This window comes from Paenibacillus thiaminolyticus (assembly GCF_007066085.1).
In the GTDB taxonomy this organism is placed as follows: domain Bacteria; phylum Bacillota; class Bacilli; order Paenibacillales; family Paenibacillaceae; genus Paenibacillus_B; species Paenibacillus_B thiaminolyticus.
On record NZ_CP041405.1, the window covers coordinates 6,254,742 to 6,274,412 of the forward strand.

General features: G+C 56.0%; 20 protein-coding genes. All 20 read left to right on the forward strand.

Annotated features, from left to right (window positions below; translation table 11 throughout):
- Nucleotides 1–120 precede the first annotated feature (120 nt).
- The 20 genes from FLT43_RS27515 (at nt 121) to proS (ending at nt 19,438) form a co-directional block, all read left to right on the forward strand.
- Nucleotides 121–1,464, forward strand: a complete 1,344-nt coding sequence (locus FLT43_RS27515) for a protein-glutamate methylesterase/protein-glutamine glutaminase (RefSeq protein ID WP_087441424.1) — start codon at nt 121–123, stop codon at nt 1,462–1,464.
- Nucleotides 1,465–1,542: 78 nt separating this feature from the next.
- On the forward strand, nt 1,543–3,639 hold the full coding sequence (locus FLT43_RS27520; protein ID WP_087441423.1) for a chemotaxis protein CheA: 2,097 nt from the start codon (nt 1,543–1,545) through the stop codon (nt 3,637–3,639).
- Nucleotides 3,640–3,672: 33 nt separating this feature from the next.
- Complete coding sequence (locus FLT43_RS27525) at nt 3,673–4,134, forward strand: chemotaxis protein CheW (RefSeq protein ID WP_087441422.1); 462 nt, start codon at nt 3,673–3,675, stop codon at nt 4,132–4,134.
- A gap of 37 nt (nt 4,135–4,171) precedes the next feature.
- Nucleotides 4,172–4,762, forward strand: a complete 591-nt coding sequence (locus tag FLT43_RS27530) for a chemotaxis protein CheC (RefSeq protein WP_087441473.1) — start codon at nt 4,172–4,174, stop codon at nt 4,760–4,762.
- On the forward strand, nt 4,755–5,249 hold the full coding sequence (locus FLT43_RS27535; protein WP_087441421.1) for a chemotaxis protein CheD: 495 nt from the start codon (nt 4,755–4,757) through the stop codon (nt 5,247–5,249). Before FLT43_RS27530 ends, FLT43_RS27535 begins: the two co-directional genes overlap by 8 nt.
- Complete coding sequence (locus FLT43_RS27540) at nt 5,246–5,683, forward strand: hypothetical protein (protein WP_087441420.1); 438 nt, start codon at nt 5,246–5,248, stop codon at nt 5,681–5,683. The genes FLT43_RS27535 and FLT43_RS27540 overlap by 4 nt, the downstream gene beginning before the upstream one ends.
- A gap of 15 nt (nt 5,684–5,698) precedes the next feature.
- Nucleotides 5,699–6,484: a FliA/WhiG family RNA polymerase sigma factor gene (locus tag FLT43_RS27545; RefSeq protein ID WP_087441419.1), complete on the forward strand. Its 786-nt coding sequence runs from the start codon at nt 5,699–5,701 to the stop codon at nt 6,482–6,484.
- Nucleotides 6,485–6,539: 55 nt separating this feature from the next.
- Nucleotides 6,540–7,946: a flagellar assembly protein A gene (locus tag FLT43_RS27550; RefSeq protein ID WP_087441418.1), complete on the forward strand. Its 1,407-nt coding sequence runs from the start codon at nt 6,540–6,542 to the stop codon at nt 7,944–7,946.
- Between the two features lie 914 nt (nt 7,947–8,860).
- Nucleotides 8,861–9,001, forward strand: a complete 141-nt coding sequence (locus FLT43_RS30950; RefSeq protein WP_422730819.1) for a hypothetical protein — start codon at nt 8,861–8,863, stop codon at nt 8,999–9,001.
- 303 nt (nt 9,002–9,304) lie between these two features.
- Entirely contained in the window at nt 9,305–9,919 is a 615-nt protein-coding gene (locus tag FLT43_RS27560) for a hypothetical protein (RefSeq protein WP_087441416.1), read from the forward strand.
- On the forward strand, nt 9,912–10,499 hold the full coding sequence (locus tag FLT43_RS27565) for an endolytic transglycosylase MltG (protein ID WP_087441415.1): 588 nt from the start codon (nt 9,912–9,914) through the stop codon (nt 10,497–10,499). Before FLT43_RS27560 ends, FLT43_RS27565 begins: the two co-directional genes overlap by 8 nt.
- A 169-nt stretch (nt 10,500–10,668) precedes the next feature.
- On the forward strand, nt 10,669–11,367 hold the full coding sequence (gene rpsB, locus FLT43_RS27570) for a 30S ribosomal protein S2 (RefSeq protein ID WP_087441414.1): 699 nt from the start codon (nt 10,669–10,671) through the stop codon (nt 11,365–11,367).
- A 142-nt stretch (nt 11,368–11,509) separates the two neighbouring features.
- A complete protein-coding gene (gene tsf, locus FLT43_RS27575; RefSeq protein WP_087441413.1) occupies nt 11,510–12,163 on the forward strand; it encodes a translation elongation factor Ts in 654 nt (217 codons plus the stop codon).
- Nucleotides 12,164–12,281: 118 nt separating this feature from the next.
- On the forward strand, nt 12,282–13,010 hold the full coding sequence (gene pyrH / locus FLT43_RS27580) for a UMP kinase (RefSeq protein ID WP_087441412.1): 729 nt from the start codon (nt 12,282–12,284) through the stop codon (nt 13,008–13,010).
- Nucleotides 13,010–13,564 carry a ribosome recycling factor gene (gene frr, locus FLT43_RS27585; protein ID WP_087441411.1) on the forward strand — a complete coding sequence of 185 codons (555 nt, stop codon included), beginning with the start codon at nt 13,010–13,012 and terminating at the stop codon, nt 13,562–13,564. Before pyrH ends, frr begins: the two co-directional genes overlap by 1 nt.
- A gap of 103 nt (nt 13,565–13,667) precedes the next feature.
- Entirely contained in the window at nt 13,668–14,435 is a 768-nt protein-coding gene (locus tag FLT43_RS27590; RefSeq protein ID WP_087441410.1) for an undecaprenyl pyrophosphate synthase, read from the forward strand.
- Nucleotides 14,436–14,453: 18 nt separating this feature from the next.
- The gene (locus FLT43_RS27595; RefSeq protein ID WP_087441409.1) at nt 14,454–15,251 is read left to right on the forward strand and encodes a phosphatidate cytidylyltransferase; all 798 of its coding nucleotides are present in this window, start codon (nt 14,454–14,456) and stop codon (nt 15,249–15,251) included.
- A gap of 82 nt (nt 15,252–15,333) precedes the next feature.
- Complete coding sequence (locus FLT43_RS27600; RefSeq protein ID WP_087441408.1) at nt 15,334–16,482, forward strand: 1-deoxy-D-xylulose-5-phosphate reductoisomerase; 1,149 nt, start codon at nt 15,334–15,336, stop codon at nt 16,480–16,482.
- 162 nt (nt 16,483–16,644) lie between these two features.
- Nucleotides 16,645–17,919: an RIP metalloprotease RseP gene (rseP, locus tag FLT43_RS27605; protein WP_087441407.1), complete on the forward strand. Its 1,275-nt coding sequence runs from the start codon at nt 16,645–16,647 to the stop codon at nt 17,917–17,919.
- A gap of 70 nt (nt 17,920–17,989) precedes the next feature.
- Nucleotides 17,990–19,438, forward strand: coding sequence for a proline--tRNA ligase (proS, locus tag FLT43_RS27610; protein ID WP_087441406.1), 1,449 nt, complete (start codon nt 17,990–17,992; stop codon nt 19,436–19,438).
- Nucleotides 19,439–19,671 lie beyond the last annotated feature (233 nt).

The following is a 19,671-nucleotide window of genomic DNA, read 5'->3' on the forward strand; positions in this document are numbered from 1 at the left end:
ATGCCGAACAGGCGCATGGTAGCTTCATGCTCGCCAATAACCGGTATGGCAGTTCACATGACTGCAATCCTCAATAGACATACTTTTTTGAACACCCTCGATAAGGGAGCGTGATGGAATGTGACAACCAAGAAAATACTTGTCGTAGACGATTCGGCCTTCATGCGCGCCATTATATCGGATTTGATTTCACGCGAATCGACCTTTGAGGTGGTAGACACAGCCCGGGATGGAGAAGAAGCTGTGCGCAAGGTGAAGGAGCTCCTGCCGGACGCGGTTACGCTGGACGTCGAGATGCCTGTCCAGAATGGCTTGCAGGCCCTTCAGCAAATTATGGCTCAGTCCCCGACGCCGGTCATCATGCTCTCAAGCTCGACCGAAGACGGGCGTTCCGAGACGTTGACGGCTTTGGAATTGGGTGCGATCGATTTTGTGTGCAAGCCGTCTCCAACGGGTGGAGCGGGCACGATCGAAGAAGTGGGACAGATGCTGGTCGACAAGCTTCATGCAGCCATCGCCTCCGCGGAACGCAGACGGCAGATGGAACGGCTGAAGCTTCTAATCGGTTCTGGCGACGAGAGCCCGGACCCTCGCCGGACGGCGAAGCCGGCCGCGGCGCCGCCAGCACAGGATCAGCGCTCAGCGGAGCCGGCGCGGCGCGGGCGCACGAGCGGTACGCCGCCTGCGGCGGACGGCAAGCAGGCGCGGCGAAGAGGGGAATCGCCGCCGCCTCTGCCGTCCGCGGCACCGCCCGCGGCCGCGAGAGGCAGCCGGCCGAAGCCGGTTCTGCCCGCCGAAGAGCCGGGCAGAGCTGTTGGCGGCCCATCCGTTCGCGGCGCGGGCGGCGGTTCCGCCAAGGCGGCAGATCCGGAACGGGCTGTGCGGTTCCGCCATATTGTCGCCATCGGGACCTCTACAGGCGGTCCGCGGGCGCTGAAGACGCTGCTGTCCGCGCTGCCGCATCATCTGCCGGCGCCCGTGCTCATCGTCCAGCATATGCCGCCGAACTTCACCCGTTCGCTGGCAGAACGGCTGGACAGCTACAGCGAGCTGAAGGTGAAGGAAGCCGAGGATGGAGAGGTGCTTATGAGCGGAACGGCTTATATCGCGCCGGGCGGCCTCCATATGACGGCGGTGGCCCGTCCGGACGGCACGTACGCCATTGCCTTGAACCGGACGGACCCCGTATCCGGGCACCGGCCTTCCGTGGATCGGCTGTTCGAGTCACTGCTCCCTTTGCGGCAGCTTAAGCGCCATGCCGTGCTCTTGACCGGAATGGGCAGCGACGGGGCCAAAATGATGCAGCGCCTGGCCGAGGACGGCGCAACCTCGACCTTCGCAGAAAGTGAAGAGAGCTGTGTCGTATTCGGAATGCCGCGCGCAGCGATCGAACTCGGGTGTGTATCCCAGGTCATTCCATTGCAAGACATGGCTGGCGCTATCGTAACGGCTACGTCTGGGTAGCGCGAAGCTGTACATGAGTGTGTGTTCAATAAGGCGGACCTTTTTGAACGACCTCTATATCGGAAAGGGGGGGCGAACATGGATCTGAATCAGTATTTATCCATGTTTATTGACGAAGCGAACGACCATTTGCAAGCACTGAACGAGCATATGCTGGAACTGGAGAACAGTCCTGACGATGTCGGCATCGTCCAAATTATTTTCCGTTCGGCACACACCTTGAAAGGCATGTCGGCAACGATGGGGTTTGAAGATCTCGCGTCGTTGACCCACCAGATGGAAAATGTGCTGGATATGATTCGCAACCATCAACTGAAAATGGACGAGTTCATATTCGACACGCTGTTCCGCAGTCTTGATTCGCTCGAGGCGATGGTGTCGGACATTACGCAAGGCGGCGAAGGAAAAGCAGACGTGACGCAAATACTGGCCGCCTTGAAGTCGATCGAGACGGGAGAATACCGCACCGCAACCTCGCAGGAGAAGGAGGGAGCGGGCGGCGGCGAGGAGGCATCCGGCGAGACGCTGGATGAATTCCAGCGCAGCATCCTGGAGCAATCGCTGGAATCCGGGATGAACGTATATCATCTGCGCGTCCGTCTGCGGGACGACTGCGTATTGAAGGCAGTCCGCGCCTATATGGTCTTCCAGGTGCTCGGCCAGCATGGGGAAGTGGTCAAGTCCACTCCGCCGGCTCAGGATATCGAGCAGGATAAATTCGACTCCGAGTTCACCGTATTTTTCGTCAGTACGACCGAGCAAGCCGAACTGGAACGCGAAATCAACCAGGTATCCGAGCTCGAATCCGTCACTCTCGTCTCGATGAGCGTCGAAGACGTTCGCGAATGGAACCGCAATGTAGAAGGCGTCATGAAGGCGGTTCAGGAGACGGCAGCTGCGGCAGCGGCTCCGGAAGCGGCGCCAACGAGCCCGGCCCCGGCGCAGGCGGCACCGAAGCCGGCAGCGGCCAAATCGCCGGAGGCGCCTCGCGCAGGCGCGGGGAACGGTGCCAAGCCTGTACAGAGCCGGACGATTCGCGTTGATATCGAGCGTCTTGATGTATTGATGAATCTATTGAGCGAGATGCTTATTGACCGGGTGCGGCTGGAACAAATTGCGGGCGAATTGAAGACAACGGAATTGACGGAGACGGTCGAGCATCTGGTCCGGGTCAGCTCCGACTTGCAGAACATTGTCCTGAAGATGCGCATGGTTCCGGTCGATACTGTATTCAGCCGCTTCCCGCGCATGGTGCGCGACTTGGCCAAATCGCTGGATAAGAAGATCGATTTCATCATAACCGGTGCGGAAACCGAGTTGGATCGTACCGTCATTGATGAAATCGGAGATCCGCTCGTCCACCTGCTCCGGAACGCGGTCGACCATGGTGTCGAATCGGTGGCGGAGCGCTTGGAGAAGGGCAAGCCGGAGACGGGAACGGTACATCTTCGCGCCTATCACAGCGGCAACCATGTCTTCATCGAGATCGAGGAGGACGGGCATGGCATTGACCGGGACAAGGTGTTGAACAAAGCGATCAAGAACGGGGTCGTCACCCAGGAGAAGGCCGCTTCGATGAGTGACGAGCAAGTGTATCAGCTGCTGTTCTCCTCGGGCTTCAGCACGGCGGAGAAAATATCGGACGTCTCTGGACGCGGGGTCGGGCTCGATGTCGTCAAGTCCAAGATTACGGCGCTCGGCGGTCATGTCGTCGTCGAATCGCAGTTTGGGCAAGGCACGAAGTTCATCGTCCAGCTTCCGCTTACGCTATCCATCATGTCGGCGATGCTGTTCCGGTTAGGCGATGAGAAATACGCGATTCCGCTGACCTCTATTGTAGAGACCGGTCTCGTTACGAAGGACAAAATCCGGCGCGTCCATGGCGGAATCCGCATGGTCGATTACCGGGACAGCGTCATCCCGCTGCTATCGCTCAGCGCCCTGTTCGATTGCGAAGGGTACTCTGATTTCGACGAAGACGAAGTCGAGATTATCATCATCAGCAAGGGCGATCGGCTCGCTGCGCTCGCCGTCCAGGAATTCATCGGGCAGAGCGAGATTGTGCTTAAGCCGCTCGGCAACTATTTGAAGAACATCCCGGGCATCTCGGGCGCGACCATCCTCGGCGATGGCCAGGTGGCGCTCATTGTCGATACGAATGCGTTATTGAAATAACCGCTACATATCAAGATATGAGGAGGAACGGTCATGGCAGAGGATATGAAAGTCGTGGTCTTTATGTTGGGGACGGAAGAATATGGCGTCGAAGTGGAGAAAGTGAAGACAATTGAACGGATGATGCCGATTACGCGCGTGCCGAAAACATATGATTTCATCAAAGGAGTCATTAATCTGCGCGGGGTCGTCATTCCGGTCATCGAGCTGCGCGGCCGCTTCGGCATGCCGGAGGCGGAAGCGACGGATCAGACGCGGATTATCATCGTGACGCATGGCGATCTGGAAGTCGGCTTCATCGTCGACAATGCGAGCGACGTCATGGACATCAATGAGGAGAACATTGAGCCGGCACCGGAAGTCGTGGGCGGCATTCAAGCGAAATATTTGCGCGGCGTAGCGAAAATCGGAGAAGACCGCCTTCTCATCATGCTGAATCTGGCGGAAGTGCTCAACAAAAGCGAAATTATTAAGCTTGAGCAACTAGAGGCATAGCCCAGTGCATCTGTATGAACGTCTGGGCGCCTTCAAGATGGATGTCCTGAAGGAAGTGGGAAACATCGGCGCCGGCAATGCCGCCACGGCGCTGTCCCGCTTGCTGAACCGCACCATCGATATGAAAGTGCCCCAAGTGCGCCTGATGCCGTTTGACTGCATCGCCGATGAGGTCGGCGGGCCGGAGCAGGTGGTTATCGCGATTTATTTCCGGGTTGAGGGCGATGTGCCCAGTCATCTTTTCTTCATGTTCGATCCGGAGGCGGCCAAGATGCTGCTCTCCTATCTGGCTGCGGTTCCGTTGGAAGGAGGGGAATGGTTCTCGGAGATGGAGTTGTCGGCCTTGGCGGAAATCGGAAATATTTTGGCCGGTTCGTACTTGTCCTCGCTGGCAGACTTCACCCGCATGACGATGTCTCCGACGGTACCGCAGCTAGCGATTGACATGGCGGGAGCAGTGTTGAATTACGGCATACTTCAATACGGGGAAATGGGAGACAGCGCGCTGCTCATCGACACGAAGTTTTTGGAAGGCTGCGATGAAGTGCAGGGCACCTTTTTCCTGATTCCCGATCCGGACTCTTTTTCTAAAATTTTCGCTGCCTTGGGAGTGCCTTTACATGATTGAAGAGTCCACGATAGTTAAAGTAGGTATGGCCGATTTGAATGTATGCCGCTTCGGATCCATACGCACGACCGGGCTAGGTTCCTGTGTCGGATTTACGTTGTACGACCCCGTCGCCAAGATTGCGGGCATGGCTCATATTATGCTTCCCTCCTCGGCCATAGCGCGGGAAGGTACGGTCAATATCGCCAAATATGCCGATACGGCCGTGCCCGAGCTGCTGCGGCTTATGGAAGCCGAAGGGGCCAGGCAGGGGAGACTGCAGGCCAAAATGGCGGGCGGAGCCCAGATGTTCGCTTTTGCTTCCAATAATGAAATGATGCGAATCGGTCCGCGCAATGTGGAAAGTTGCAAGCAGTTGCTGGATCAGCACGGCATTCCGTTGTTGGCGGAGGATACGGGCGGCTCATACGGGCGAACGGTTGAATTGCGCTGTGATGACGGCGTGCTCCATATTCGAAGCGTACAACAGGGAGTTAAGGAAATATGACGATGAGGGGAACGATTCGTTGGAATTTTATAGTCGGAATCGTCGGATTTGTTATCACTTTATTACTTTCTTGGAGCAGCAATCTGTGGACAACCAGTCTGATTCGCGGGGCGCTCGCATTTGCCGCCTGGTTCGCGCTTGGCTTCGCGATCCGCTTCGCGGCGGGCGTGCTGGGCGCGCCTGACGTCCAGGCTGCATTATTGGCGCCGAACGGAGAGGACAAAGGGAATCTGGTCGATATGACGACGCCGGATGAGAGCGATATGCTTCACGAGATGCTGCGCACGATGTCCGATGAGGAGAAGCCAACCGAGCGGGAAGACGATGACGGACAAGCATTTCAACCGTTAAACCCGCCCAAGCTCGTGACCAAAGAACCGCTGCCGGATGCGGGGCAATTGGCACAAGCTGTTCGTCACCTGACACAAAAGTAAGGAGGCTGACTGTCGGTGAGCGTTCAGAAAATCAAACCGTGCTCTCATTATGAGCTTTGGGAACAGTGGAAGGATAATGGGGATGTCGAGGCGAAGAAACAACTTATCGAGATTCACTTGCCCATCGTCGAATTCGTAGCGAACAAGCTCGCCGCCGGGCTGCCCCGCAACGTCAGCAAGGACGACCTATCCAGCCACGGCGTCATGGGCCTGATCGATGCGATCGAGAAGTTCGACTACCAGCGCGGCCTCCAGTTCGAGACATACGCCTCCTGGCGCGTACGGGGAGCTATTCTGGACGGTCTGCGGCAGGGTGATTGGGTGCCGCGTTCGGTGCGGGAGAAGGCGAAGAAAATCGAAGAAGCTTACCAGCAGCTTGAGCAGCGGTATTTGCGGTCCGTCTCGGACAGTGAAATGAGCGAATTTTTGAATGTGAGTGAGCAAGAATTCCAGGGGATGCTGCATGACGTGAACATTATGTCCGTCTGCTCCTTGGAGGACCCGATCCGCGAGGACGAATCCGAGACGCGCCTGTCCTTATTGGTGGATGAAAAGGCGAAAAATCCGGAAAGCAAAGTGAATGAGCACTACTTAAAGGAATCGCTTATTTATGGAATCGAGAAGCTGACTGAGAAAGAGCGGATGGTCATCTCGCTCTTCTATTACGAGGATCTGTCTCTGAGCGAGATCGCCGAAGTGATGTCGCTGTCTCCTTCTCGTATCTCCCAGCTTCATTCCAAAGCGATTTTGCGTCTCCGAACGGCATTGGAAAAGCATAAGAGCATGCTGCTGGAAGCGTAAATGACAACTAGAGGGGCACGAAGGCAAACCGATAAAACCGAAAGGGGGATTTTTCGTGAGTACGGCAGTGGCTTTGGAAGATTATGTAGAAGTTACGATTTCTGAGGACAAGCTATATGGCTATATTCAATTTGCCAAATTCGAGCCCACGTTTCAATGCACTGCGGAACAGTTGGAGACATTGCTGCATAGCAACAATGTACGCTTCGGCATTCAAACGCGGGTACTGCAGGAGATAGCTTCGAATCCGCAAGCCTTTGCGCGCGGCGCAACGATGATTGCTCATGGGAAGGCACCCGTAGACGGTGAAGACGGCTCAGTTCGTCTCCTGGTACGCACGGGCAAGCAGGAACACAAGCCGGTTGAGCAGGAGGACGGAACCGTTGATTTGAAGGAAGTCAAGCAGCTTGATAATGTAAAAAAAGGACAAATGATCGCCCAGCGCATTCCTCCAACGGATGGCATCCCCGGCATCTCCGTAACGGGTGAGCCGATCAAGTCGAAGCGAGGGCGCGACGCGAGATTCAAAATCGGGAAGAACGTCGTCGTCGATCCGGAAGAAAGAGCGATGTATTCCGCGATTGACGGCCTCGTCTCGCTCACCGACCGGGACAAGCTGAACGTCTTCCCGGTCTATGAAGTGAACGGAGATGTCGACTACCGGACAGGGAACATCGACTTTATCGGGACTATCGTCATTCGGGGCAATGTCCTGACCGGCTTCCGCGTCAAAGCGTCAGGAGATATCCGCGTGTACGGCGGCGTGGAAGGGGCACAGATCGAGGCCGACGGCTGCGTCGAGATCAGCGGAGGCATCATTGCAGGGAACAAAGGCTACGTCAGGGCGGGTACTCATGTCAAATGCACCTTCGTCCAAGAAGCGAATGTGTATGCGGCGACCGACGTGATGGTAACACAGAGCATTATGCATGCCACGATACGGGCAGGGAAGCAGGTCATCTGCCAAGGAACCAAAGGACTTATTGTCGGAGGTTTGATTCAAGCGGGAGAAAAGGTGATCGCCCGCACGATCGGCAACTCCATGTCCACCGCGACGACGATCGAGGTGGGCGTGCAGCCGGAGCTGCGGAATGAGCTGATGGAGCTCCGCCACAAATTCAAAACAAGTATGGATAATTTAGAGAAGACGGAGAAAGCGCTTCGCATTTTGGATCAGATGGCGTCTGCAGGCCAGCTCTCGGGCGACAAATTGGCGATGCGGATCAAGCTGACTTCCACCAAGAAGCAAGCCGTGGAGCAGCAATCGGACATGCGGGAGCGCATGTTCGAGATTGAGAAGATGTTGGAAGAAACCGCTTCGGCTTCGGTCGATGTGTTCAATGTGATATATGGCGGGGCCAAAATTGTTATCGGCCGCAATACGCGGTATGTAAAGGATGCGGCGAAGAGGGTCTCCTTCCGGATGCATGACGGCGACATTACGATGTCTTCTTATTTATAAGGGTTAGCGCGGGAGCGTGTAACGCGGCCGCTTCGTCATGCGTTTCGTCTCGGCTTGCTCGTGGCCGCTCATGGCTGGCGTGATGATTGGCGGATGACTAGGGTGATGACTGGCGTGATGGTTGGCGGATGATTAGCGTGATGAGGCGTGGTGACTAATGTGGTGACTAATGTGGTGACTAGCGTGATGAATGACTAGGTGACTGACTAGGTGACTGGCGTGGTGACCAGGGCCGAAATCCTGTCGATCGAGACGCCAATCCTGCATTTGTACAGCAATTTACGCCGATGAAACCGAGTTTCGAAGAAATTGCTGCTATTTTACATCTTTTTTACTCAAATTCTCTAGTTTATAATCGATACGGTGAGAATTACTGCGTTTTTGCAGGAGTCCCGGTGCACAGTCAGTGGGTTCCCCAATAAACTGCAGTTTTGCAGGATTTTTGGGCGACCGAGAGCGGCCTAGAGCGGCGTACGGCAATGTATAGCGCCACGTGGAAGCCAGGTCGGCAACGATAGCGCCACAGGGAAACGAATGGAAGCGGTGCGGCGTCGTATAGCGCCTTATGGAGGCGAATGGCAGCCGTACGGCAACATATAGCGGCATACGGGGACGTATATCACACGCCAGGCAATCCTACGGCAGAGTGTTGCTGCGTACGACAGGGCATTGCTGCGTATGACAGGGGAATGCTGCGTATGACAGGGGAATGCTGCGTACGGCAGGGCATTGCTGCGTACGGCAGCGTATAGCGGCGTCAACCAGAGGGCGTCCCAAGTCGGGGGCTTCGCAATCTTACTGTAAGTGCAAGTTCGTGTTAAGATGTGTTCCACGTCTATAGGGGAAGGCTGGGGTGATGAGATGAATGTGAAGCCGGTAGAGTTGCAAATCGCACTAACCCGAACGCAAGAGGCATCGGCAATTCATCAGCAGCAGCAGCAGCGGCCTGTTACCGAACAGCTGCTCTTGAACGAGCAAGCGGAGAAGATGACGAAAAAGCGGCGCGAGCGCAACGAGCAAGTAGAAACTGCGCAGGAGGCCCGGATCCGGGATGAAGGAAAGCGCGACCAGTCGCGTGCGGACGGCTCCGGCCACGAGCTGGATACGGCAGAGGAGGAGACGGCAGCTCCTCCAGCGGCAGCTCCCGCAGAGCACCCATACAAAGGAAAGCATATTGATTTCACGTGCTGAATCGGTAACGCTGACCGCCTTGTTGCACAAGGTGCCCGCGTTGCCTTTTTTGCCGTGTTGGCGGCCGTGACGGATGCGGGCGAGCAAGTAGCGGAGCGAGTAAAGGAAAGCCTGCATCCGCATAGGGCGCGAACAATCTGAACGCAGCTGAAAAGGAGGTGCCCGCGATGGGGCCTTGGCTCTATGTAGCGCTGCTGGGGGCGGTCCTTGTCGTGCTTGGTCTGCTCAGGCCGAGAACAGGGAACGACAGCACCGAGCTCCAGCGCAATATGGAGGAGACGCTCGAGCATTATATGCGAGAGCTGGAAACGGATAATGAAAAATTAATCAGCATGGTTGAGCGGATGAAAAATGAGGGGCAGATGACGGATGAGGCGTTGAGGAAGCGAATTGACCAGCTTGAGCAAAGATGGAGCCGAAGCGAGGAACGGAATGCGGCTTTGGAAGCGCGGGTGGCGGAGCAGCAGGCGGTCCGCTTGTGGAACACACAAGCTCCCGCGCCGCAGATGGAGGAAGCTGACCAGCCGGTCCCGCAGTATTCGATGCCGGCGGAAGCAGCTCCCCTTCCTCCGGAGGCGGACCCCATCCCCGATGCGGAAGCGGAAGCTCAAGCGGACTCCGAGGCGCCGGAGCCCCCTTCGATCCGCAGCCGGTACCCGGAGCTGTTCGCTTTGGCCGATGATCAGGTGCCGGCGGGCCGGATTGCCGAGCGGCTATCCATGCCGATAGGCGAGGTTCAGCTTATTATCCAGCTTGGAATACAGGAGGGCGGCCGTGTTTAAAGAACGTCGGTTTCTTATCGGACTTGGCGCAGGGGTGATTATCGGCAGCCTGCTGCTCCAGCTGACGCTCATCGGCGAGCGCGCAGCCGAGCCGCTGACAGAGGCGGAACTTCGCAGAGAGGCGGAACGGGCCGGTTATGAGCTAATTCCGCAAGGCGCGATGGCGGACGGAACGCCCGAAGGCGGAGGCGCCGCTCAGCCGCCAACGCCTGCAAGCGGCGGAGCGCCCTCGAAGGAGGAGGGCGCCGAGAAGAAAGCGGCCGGCGGCAGCGGCCAGGCGGCGAAGCCGGGATCATCCGCGGAGAAGAAGCAGGACCCTCCCCCTGCGGAGAAGAAGCAAGCTCCTCCCCTCACGGAGGAGAAGCAGGAGGCGAAGATCAAGGTGGCCTACGGCAGCGGCTCCCGGGATATCGCCAAGCAGTTGGCTGACGCGGGAATCGTCGAGAGCGCGGAGGAGTTCGAACGCTATGTTGCCAAGCAGAAGAAGCAAGGGAAGCTGCGCACCGGCACGTTCCTGTTCCCGGTTCCCTCCACGATGGAGGAAGCGCTTCGCATCCTGACGAGCAAGCCGAATGGCTAGCTTGCCAAAAGTGGTTGCAACCCATGGGTCATTATGGTATATTAATTGACGGTGTTAAGAACACACGCCGATCAATTTCTGCAAGGGTGCTCTGTCTCATTGTAGCAGAGTCTTGAAGGAAGATGACATCGGCGGAGGACAAATAACCATATTGGGAGGTGCAGTGAAGATGGCAGTTATCTCCATGAAGCAGCTGTTGGAAGCTGGGGTACACTTCGGTCACCAGACTCGTCGTTGGAACCCGAAAATGGACAAATATATCTTCACCGAACGTAACGGCATTTACATTATTGACTTGCAAAAGACAGTGAAAAAAGTCGAGGAAGCTTACAATTTCGTAAAATCCCTCGCGGCTGAGAATGGGACAATCCTGTTCGTCGGCACGAAGAAGCAAGCTCAAGATTCCGTCAAGGAAGAAGCAGAGCGCTGCGGAATGTACTACATCAACCAACGCTGGTTGGGCGGTACGCTCACGAACTTCCAGACGATTCAGAAGCGTATCGATCGCCTGAAGCTGCTGGAATCGATGGAGCAGGACGGCACATTCGAAGTGCTGCCTAAGAAAGAAGTTATCTTGCTCCGCAAAGAGCAAGAGCGTCTGGAGAAATTCCTGGGCGGTATCAAAAACATGAAGGGCTTGCCAAGCGCATTGTTCGTCATCGATCCTCGCAAAGAGCGCATCGCAGTGGCGGAAGCTCGCAAATTGGGCATCCCAATCGTAGGTATTGTTGACACGAACTGCGATCCGGACGAAATCGACTACGTTATCCCTGGTAACGACGATGCGATCCGCGCAGTCAAGCTGCTCACTTCGAAAATGGCTGACGCTGTTGTCGAAGCGCATCAAGGCGAAGAAACATCCGCGTAATATAGCGTCTTACATTTGGATGAACAAATAAGGGTGGTTGGCAGGTGGTTCACCTCTCACCGCCCTTTTTTTAAGCTGTACGATAGCTTGAATCCGCCCGGCACCATGCAGGGGCATATCTCATTGATGGAGGGAATTAGACATGGCAGTTAGTGCAGGTGCAGTTAAAGAATTGCGTGAAAAAACAGGCGCAGGTATGCTTGATTGCAAAAAAGCATTGGAGGAAGCAAACGGCGATCTGGAAAAAGCGGCTGAATTGCTTCGCGAGAAGGGCTTGGCGGCAGCAGCGAAAAAAGCGGGCCGCGTAGCTACGGAAGGCGTGGTTGAATCCTACATCCACGCTGGCGGACGTATCGGCGTGTTGGTCGAGATCAACTGCGAGACGGACTTCGTCGCGAAGACGGACCAATTCAAGGACTTCGCTCGCGACATCGCGATGCAAATTGCAGCGGCTTCCCCGAAATTCGTACGCCGCGAAGAAGTGCCTCAAGAAGAGATCGAGAAAGAAAAAGAAATTTTGAAGGCGCAAGCGCTGAACGAAGGCAAGCCTGAAAAAATCGTCGAAAAAATGGTCGAAGGACGCATCAGCAAATATTTCGAAGAGTTCTGCTTGATGGAGCAATCCTTCATCAAGGATCCGGACAAGACAATCGAGACACTGCTTAACGAAAAGATCGCAGCGATCGGCGAGAACATTTCGATCCGTCGCTTCGTTCGTTACGAGCTGGGCGAAGGCTTGGAGAAAAAAGAAGATAACTTTGTTGAAGAAGTAATGGCGCAAGCGAACTTGAAGTAATCCTCGCAACAGGATGCTTCCGTTCATAAGCTGCTAGCAATCAACAGACGCGCTGGAAAAGATGGAACACATAGTGTTCCTTCTTTTTTAGCACGTTGTCAAAAGTGGAGGGTAAACATTGAAAGAACCGGTTTTTAAACGCATCGTGCTAAAAGTAAGCGGGGAATCGCTGGCAGGTCAGGCAGGCTACGGGATCGAATCCGGCGTCATCAATTCCATTGCAGAACAAGTGAAGGAAGTTGTGGATCTTGGCGTTGAGGTTGCCATCGTATGCGGCGGGGGCAATATTTGGCGCGGCATCGCAGGCAGCGAAAAAGGGATTGACCGCGGCACGGCTGACTATATGGGGATGCTTGCCACGGTAATGAACGCACTTGCCTTGCAGGATGCGCTCGAGCAAATCGGCGTGCCGACACGCGTGCAGAGTTCGATTGCCATGCAGCAGATCGCTGAACCTTATATCCGGCGCCGGGCTATCCGCCACTTGGAGAAAGGGCGCGTCGTCATTTTTGCGGCAGGAACCGGGAATCCGTTCTTCTCGACGGATACGACAGCAGCTTTGCGTGCGGCAGAGATTGAAGCCGATGTCATCCTGATGGCTAAGAACAAGGTTGACGGCGTGTACTCTGCCGATCCGTTCAAAGACGAGACTGCGGAGAAATTCGAGCAATTGACTTACATGGAAGTGCTGAACCGCAATCTGGGCGTCATGGACTCGACCGCTTCTTCACTTTGCATGGATAACAACATTCCACTCATTGTGTTTGCGATGACTGAGAACGGCAATATCAAGCGAGTCGTGCTCGGTGAGAAGATTGGAACCATTGTAAAAGGGAGTGTAGACTAGTGCCACAATCGGTAAAGAAACACGCAGAAGAACGTATGGAAAAGGCAATTGCAGCTTTGAAGCGCGATTTGGCTACATTACGTGCCGGACGTGCTTCCGCAGCGCTGCTTGATCGCATTCAAGTCGAATATTACGGGGCGATGACGCCGGTCAATCAATTGGCGAACATCAGCACGCCGGATCCGCGCACGCTGGTGATCCAGCCTTGGGACAAGAGCTCGCTGGGAGAGATCGAGCGCGCGATCATGAAGTCGGATCTCGGCTTGACGCCGGTCAGTGACGGCTCTATCATCCGCCTTGCCATTCCGGCATTGACTCAGGAGCGCCGTGCGGAGCTTGTGAAGCAGACGAAGAAATTCGGCGAAGACGCGAAGGTCGCGATTCGCAACATCCGCCGCGACGCGAACGACGATATCAAGAAGCTGGAAAAAACCGATATTTCGGAAGATGAATCCCGCCGTCATCAGGAAGATATCCAGAAGACGACGGACAAATATATCGCGGAAGTCGATAAAGTATTGGCAGCAAAAGAAAAAGACATTATGGAAGTCTAATGAAGGCGCACCGCAATGTGCGACATCTTTATGCCCCTCCGCACGGTGGGGTTTATTGTCTTTTTCCGGTGCCGGTTCTTATCAACAGGTTGGAGGAGACCGAATGATTAAGCGATTCCAAGCGTGGGTGCAGCGCAGGAAGGATAGACTGGGGCCTGAACTGCTGCCGGACAATATCCCACATCATGTGGCGATCATTATGGACGGCAACGGACGTTGGGCGAAGAACCGCGGATTGCCGCGTGTCGCAGGACACCATACGGGGATGAAAGCGGTGAAACGCGCCACCATCGCTGCCAATGACATCGGAATCAAAATACTGACCCTGTACGCTTTTTCCACAGAGAACTGGGTGCGCCCGAAAGAAGAAGTGGACTTTCTGATGAAGCTTCCCCAAGAGTTTCTCGCCATTGAGCTTGATGAACTGGTAGAGAAGAACGTGCAAGTGCGCATGATGGGCTATCGGGACCGCCTTCCCAATCATACGCTTACGGCGATGGAAGAAGCCGTGGAGAAAACGAAGAATAATACGGGACTCATACTCAATTTTGCGTTGAATTACGGCGGGAAGCGGGAATTGATCGAAGGCTTCCGGGAGATTGCCCGGGACGTGGCTGCGGGCGCGGTAAGGCCGGATGATATCGACGAGGAGTTGATTCATCAGCATCTGTTGTCCAGCAGCTTGCCGGATCCGGATCTGCTGATTCGCACCAGCGGGGAACAGCGGCTCAGCAATTTCATGCTATGGCAGCTGGCCTACAGCGAGCTGTGGTTTACCGATTTGTACTGGCCCGAGTTCACGGAACGGGATTTGAAGGAAGCTGTGCTGGAGTATCAGCGCCGAACCCGGAGATATGGCGGATTACAATAAGTTGGAGGAACAGTCGTTATGAAACAGCGTATCGTTACGGGGCTTGCAGCCGGTATCGTATTCGGGGGACTGTGCGTCATGGGCGGCATGCCGTATGAGCTGCTGCTTCTCGCATTAGCCCTGATTGGCTACTACGAGTTCGCCCGCATGCATCATTCCCGGCCCTTCGATCTCACATCCATCATCGGCTATGCTACGCTGCTTGCGGTGGCTGTGCCTTGGCAGCGCTGGTCCATCTCATGGCCGGTCTCGTTCGAGACGCTTCTATGGTTCAGCATGTTCATCCTGCTATGCATGACAGTATTGACCAAAAACCGGGTGCCGATCGAGAACGCGGCCCAAATGTGGCTTGGGGCTTTCTATATCGGCATCGGATTCAAATATATGATGCTGACCCGCACTTCGATGGAGGAGGGGCTGTTCTGGACACTGCTGCTCTTCGCAGCCATCTGGTCCTCCGATATCGGAGCTTATTTCACGGGACGAGCCCTAGGGAAGCATAAGTTGTGGCCCGCCATCAGTCCGAATAAGACGGTGGAAGGGGCGCTCGGCGGGATCGCGGCATCGGTTATCGTGTCGCTCTTGTTCATACTCGCCCGGCCGGATCTTCTCGATTGGCGCACGGCGCTTGCGATCGGGGCTTTCGCGGCCGTCATCGGGCAGCTTGGCGATCTGATCCAGTCCGCCTACAAGCGAGTGCGCGGGGTGAAGGATTCAGGTACGATTCTGCCCGGACACGGCGGCATCCTGGATCGCTGTGACAGCTGGATCGTCGTCTTCCCGTTCGTTCATCTGATCGGCTTGTTGGCGCTCTAGCAAAAGGACGGGGCAGATGGACAGGCAGTCCGGGCAACGAGCGGGCGAGCACATTAAATTAGATTGTAGATGAGGTGCAGGAATGAAACGGATTGCAGTGCTTGGATCGACGGGATCCATCGGTACACAGACGCTGGACGTTGTCCGCCATCATGCGGACGAGTTCACGGTTGAGGCCTTGGCGGCAGGGCGGAATGCGGATGCCATCGTTCAGCAGGCGAAAGAATTCCGGCCTCGCAAAGTATCCGTTCAAGACCGGGAGACGGCGGAGCGGATCCGCCACGATCTTCCCGCCGGAACGGAGCTCTATTTCGGAGACGAGGGCCTGATCGAAGTCGCGGCTGCCTCGGAAGCCGATACCGTCATTACGGCGGTCGTCGGCAGCGTCGGACTGGAATCGACCCTGGCCGCGATCGCCGAAGGCAAGAGCATCGGCCTGGCGAACAAGGAGACGCTGGTATCCGCCGGACATCTGGTGACCGAGCTCGCTGCGGACAAGGGTGTGAGCATTCTGCCTGTGGACAGCGAGCATTCCGCCATCTTCCAATGCTTGAACGGAGAAACGGCCGCGGATGTGCATTCGATTACGGTAACGGCCTCCGGCGGAAGCTTCCGCAATTATTCGCGGGAGGAGCTGGAGAACGTGACGCTGGCGCAGGCGCTGAATCATCCGAATTGGTCGATGGGAGCGAAGCTGACCGTAGACTCGGCGACGATGGCGAACAAGGGCCTGGAGGTAATCGAGGCCCACTGGCTGTTCGGGATGCCGTATGACCGCATTCACGTCCTGATTCATCCGGAGAGCATCATCCATTCCTTCGTGGAATATGTGGACGGCAGCATCATCGCCCAGTTGGGCGTGCCCGACATGCGGGTTCCGATACAATACGCGCTGACGTATCCCAAGCGTCTGGACAGCCCTGCGGCCCGCCTTAATTTGGCGGAGATCGGCAAGCTTCATTTCCGGGATATGGACTTCGAACGCTTTCCGATGATGCGGTGGGCCTATGATTGCGGCCGTGCCGGCGGAACGGCGACCACCGTGTTCAACGCGGCGAACGAAGTGGCCGTGGCGCGCTTCCGGGAGGGCGAGATCAAGTTCCTCGACATTGAGCGCATCGTGTACGAGACCATTTCCGGACATGAGCGCATCGAGCATCCTTCGCTTGAAGAGATTAAGGAAGCGGATCAGCGGGCACGCGCGGAAGCACGGCAAATTTTACGGCCTTGATGGCATCAGGTGGATTCTCTTGTGCGGGATCGGAGAATAATGATAATCTATAAGAGGTTGTTCAAAACGTCCGTTCTTCGAGTTCGGTGCTGAGAGCCGGTCTTCTTGAACATACGTTATAGGACAAGACCGCGACCCGAAACGTAAAGGAGGATGCATCGCGTGCAGATGGTGCAAATTGTAATATTGACGATACTTGTCTTCTTCATCATCGTGACGATTCACGAGTGGGGACATTTTATCTTTGCAAAACGTGCGGGCATTCTTGTGAGAGAGTTCGCCATCGGGTTTGGTCCGAAAGTGTTCTCCCATACGCGCGGAGAGACCCGTTATACGCTCCGGCTGCTTCCGGTAGGCGGCTTCGTCCGGATGGCGGGGGATGATCCGGAGCTGGTGCAGCTGCAGCCCGGGCAGACGATAGCCGTTCGGCTGAAGGACAATCAAGTCGTGAAGCTGTATTTGGATCAGCTTGATATGCGCAAGCAAGTCGTCCGCGGCGAAGTGAAGGAGATCGATCTGGAGCATGCACTGAAGCTTACGATGGACGTGGAAGGGGAAGAAGTGACCTATGACGTTCATCCGCAAGCGAAAATGATCGTCAAAGGCGAGGACTCGCAAATTGCGCCTTATAATCGACAGTTCGGCAGCAAGACGGTCGGACAGCGCGCGCTCTCGATTTTCGCCGGGCCTCTGATGAACTTCGTGCTGGCGTTTATTCTGTTCGGAGCCTACATACAGATGGTCGGCATGCCGGTCGAGAACCCGTCGTATGTCAAGATCGGCGATGTGAGTCCGAATATGCCTGCGGCGGAAGCGAATTTGCAGAAGGGCGATATTATCGAAAAGGTGAACGATTTCGCCGTCGGCGGCAACCGGGACAAGATGATCGAGATCATCGAGAAATCGGAAGGCAAGCCGGTAGACATGACGATTGTCCGGGGAGATGAACGGTTCACCATCCAGCTAACGCCGGTGAAGGTGGAAGGCCAGGAAGGCGGCAAGGTCGGAATCGTGCCGGTATTCCCGACTCGCACCGCCACAATCGGAGAGACGTTCAAATATGCGGGCACGTCCATGGTCGATACGACACAGCGTATTTTCGAGGGCTTCCGCATGCTCATATTTGGCCAGTTCAGTCTGGATGATCTGGGCGGACCGGTGCGCACGTTCGAAGTCACGGGACAGTTCGCGAAGCAGGGGATTGGCCAGCTCACCCTATGGACCGCCATTCTTAGCCTGTATCTGGGCATATTCAACCTGCTGCCCATTCCGGCATTGGACGGCAGCCGTCTTATCTTTCTCGGTATTGAAGGACTTCGCGGCAAGCCCGTCGATCCGAACCGGGAGAGCATGGTGCACTTCGTCGGCTTCGCCATGCTGATGCTGCTGATGCTGGCGGTGACCTACAACGATATATTGCGATTAGTAAAAGGTTGACTATCGGCACGATCATTGTTCGCAACAACATGGGCGATGGGGTTGTGTCTTCGGGAGGATTTTAACGGTTATGTCGAAACAGAAACAGTTCGTTACGGAAATTACGCCCCAGCAGGAGGATTTTTCCCGTTGGTATATTGACGTTATCAAAAAAGCGGAGCTGATGGACTACTCGCCGGTGCGGGGGTGCATCGTCTTCCGTCCGGACGGTTATGAGATATGGGAGCATATCAAGGACGAGCTGGATCGCCGCTTCAAGGAGACGGGACACCGCAACGCGTACTTCCCGCTCTTCATTCCCGAGAGCTTTTTCCAGAAGGAAAAGGAGCATGTTGAAGGGTTCAACCCGGAGCTGCCATGGGTAACGGAAGCAGGCGGGGAGCAACTGGAAGAGAAGCTCGCGATCCGTCCGACGTCCGAGACGATGATCGGGCATATGTATGCGAAATGGATTCAATCCTATCGGGATCTGCCGGTGCTCATTAACCAATGGGCCAACGTCGTTCGGTGGGAGAAAAGAACGCTCCCGTTTTTGCGTACGAGCGAATTTCTGTGGCAGGAGGGCCATACTGCGCATGAGACCGAGGCGGAAGCACGGGAAGAGACGATGCGCATGCTTACGATCTACCGCGAATTCGTCGAAGATTACTTGGCGATCCCGGTAATCGAAGGCCAGAAGACGCCATCCGAGAAATTCGCCGGCGCGGTGGACACGTTCTCCATCGAAGCGATGATGAAGGACGGGCGCGCTGTTCAGGCCGGAACATCCCACTATTTGGGGACGAACTTCTCCGTCGCGTTCGATATTCAATTCCTGGGGCGGGAGAACGAGCTTGAATATGCACATACGACATCATGGGGCGTAAGCACCCGGCTTATCGGGTCGCTCATTATGGTGCATGGGGACGATCGGGGACTCGTCCTTCCGCCGAAGGTTGCTCCGACCCAAGTTATCATGATCCCAATCGGTCCGGCGAAGCTGCGCGATCAAGTCGTCGGCCGCGCCGACGAGCTGTTCGCAGAGCTGAAGCAGGCCGGCATCCGCGTCCGGATGGACGACCGGAGCGACATCAGCCCGGGCTGGAAGTTCAATGAGTATGAGATGCGCGGAGTTCCGGTCCGGCTTGAGATCGGACCGCGGGATATGGAGAACGGCGTGTGCGTGCTCGTGTCGCGCGTATCCGGCGAGAAGCGGATCGTGGAGCAGAGCAAGCTGGCTGAAGAAGTGAAGCGGATGCTGAACGACGTCCATCAGGAGATGTACGAGCGTGCGCGCCAGTTCCGCGACGACCATTTCTATGCGGTCGACACGATCGACGAGATGAAGGCGCTGATGGAAGAGAAGCGCGGCTTCACGCTCGCCGGCTGGTGCGGCTCGGAAGCATGCGAGAAGCATGTCAAGGACGAGACGGGCGCCACAAGCCGCAATATCCCGTTCGCGGCGCAGGAGAGCAAGAAGACCTGCCTCGTATGCGGAGAAGAGGCGAAGCACACCGTCGTCTTCGCCCGCGCGTATTAAGCAGCGATAGACCCGTTCGCCGCGGCCCTCGTCTTCCGACAGGGACCTGGAGGAACGGCCGTGCCCGGCCGAACGGGCTGCGGGATGCATGACAAGGAAGCTTCCTCCGCGGGAACATCCAACGGAACACCGGACGATGGCTCGAGTGCAGGAAGCTTTTCTTTTTCGAGAGGTAGTTCAAAAAGTCCGCTTTTGATCACGAAGTAACACAGGCAGTTCAAGATTACGAACCG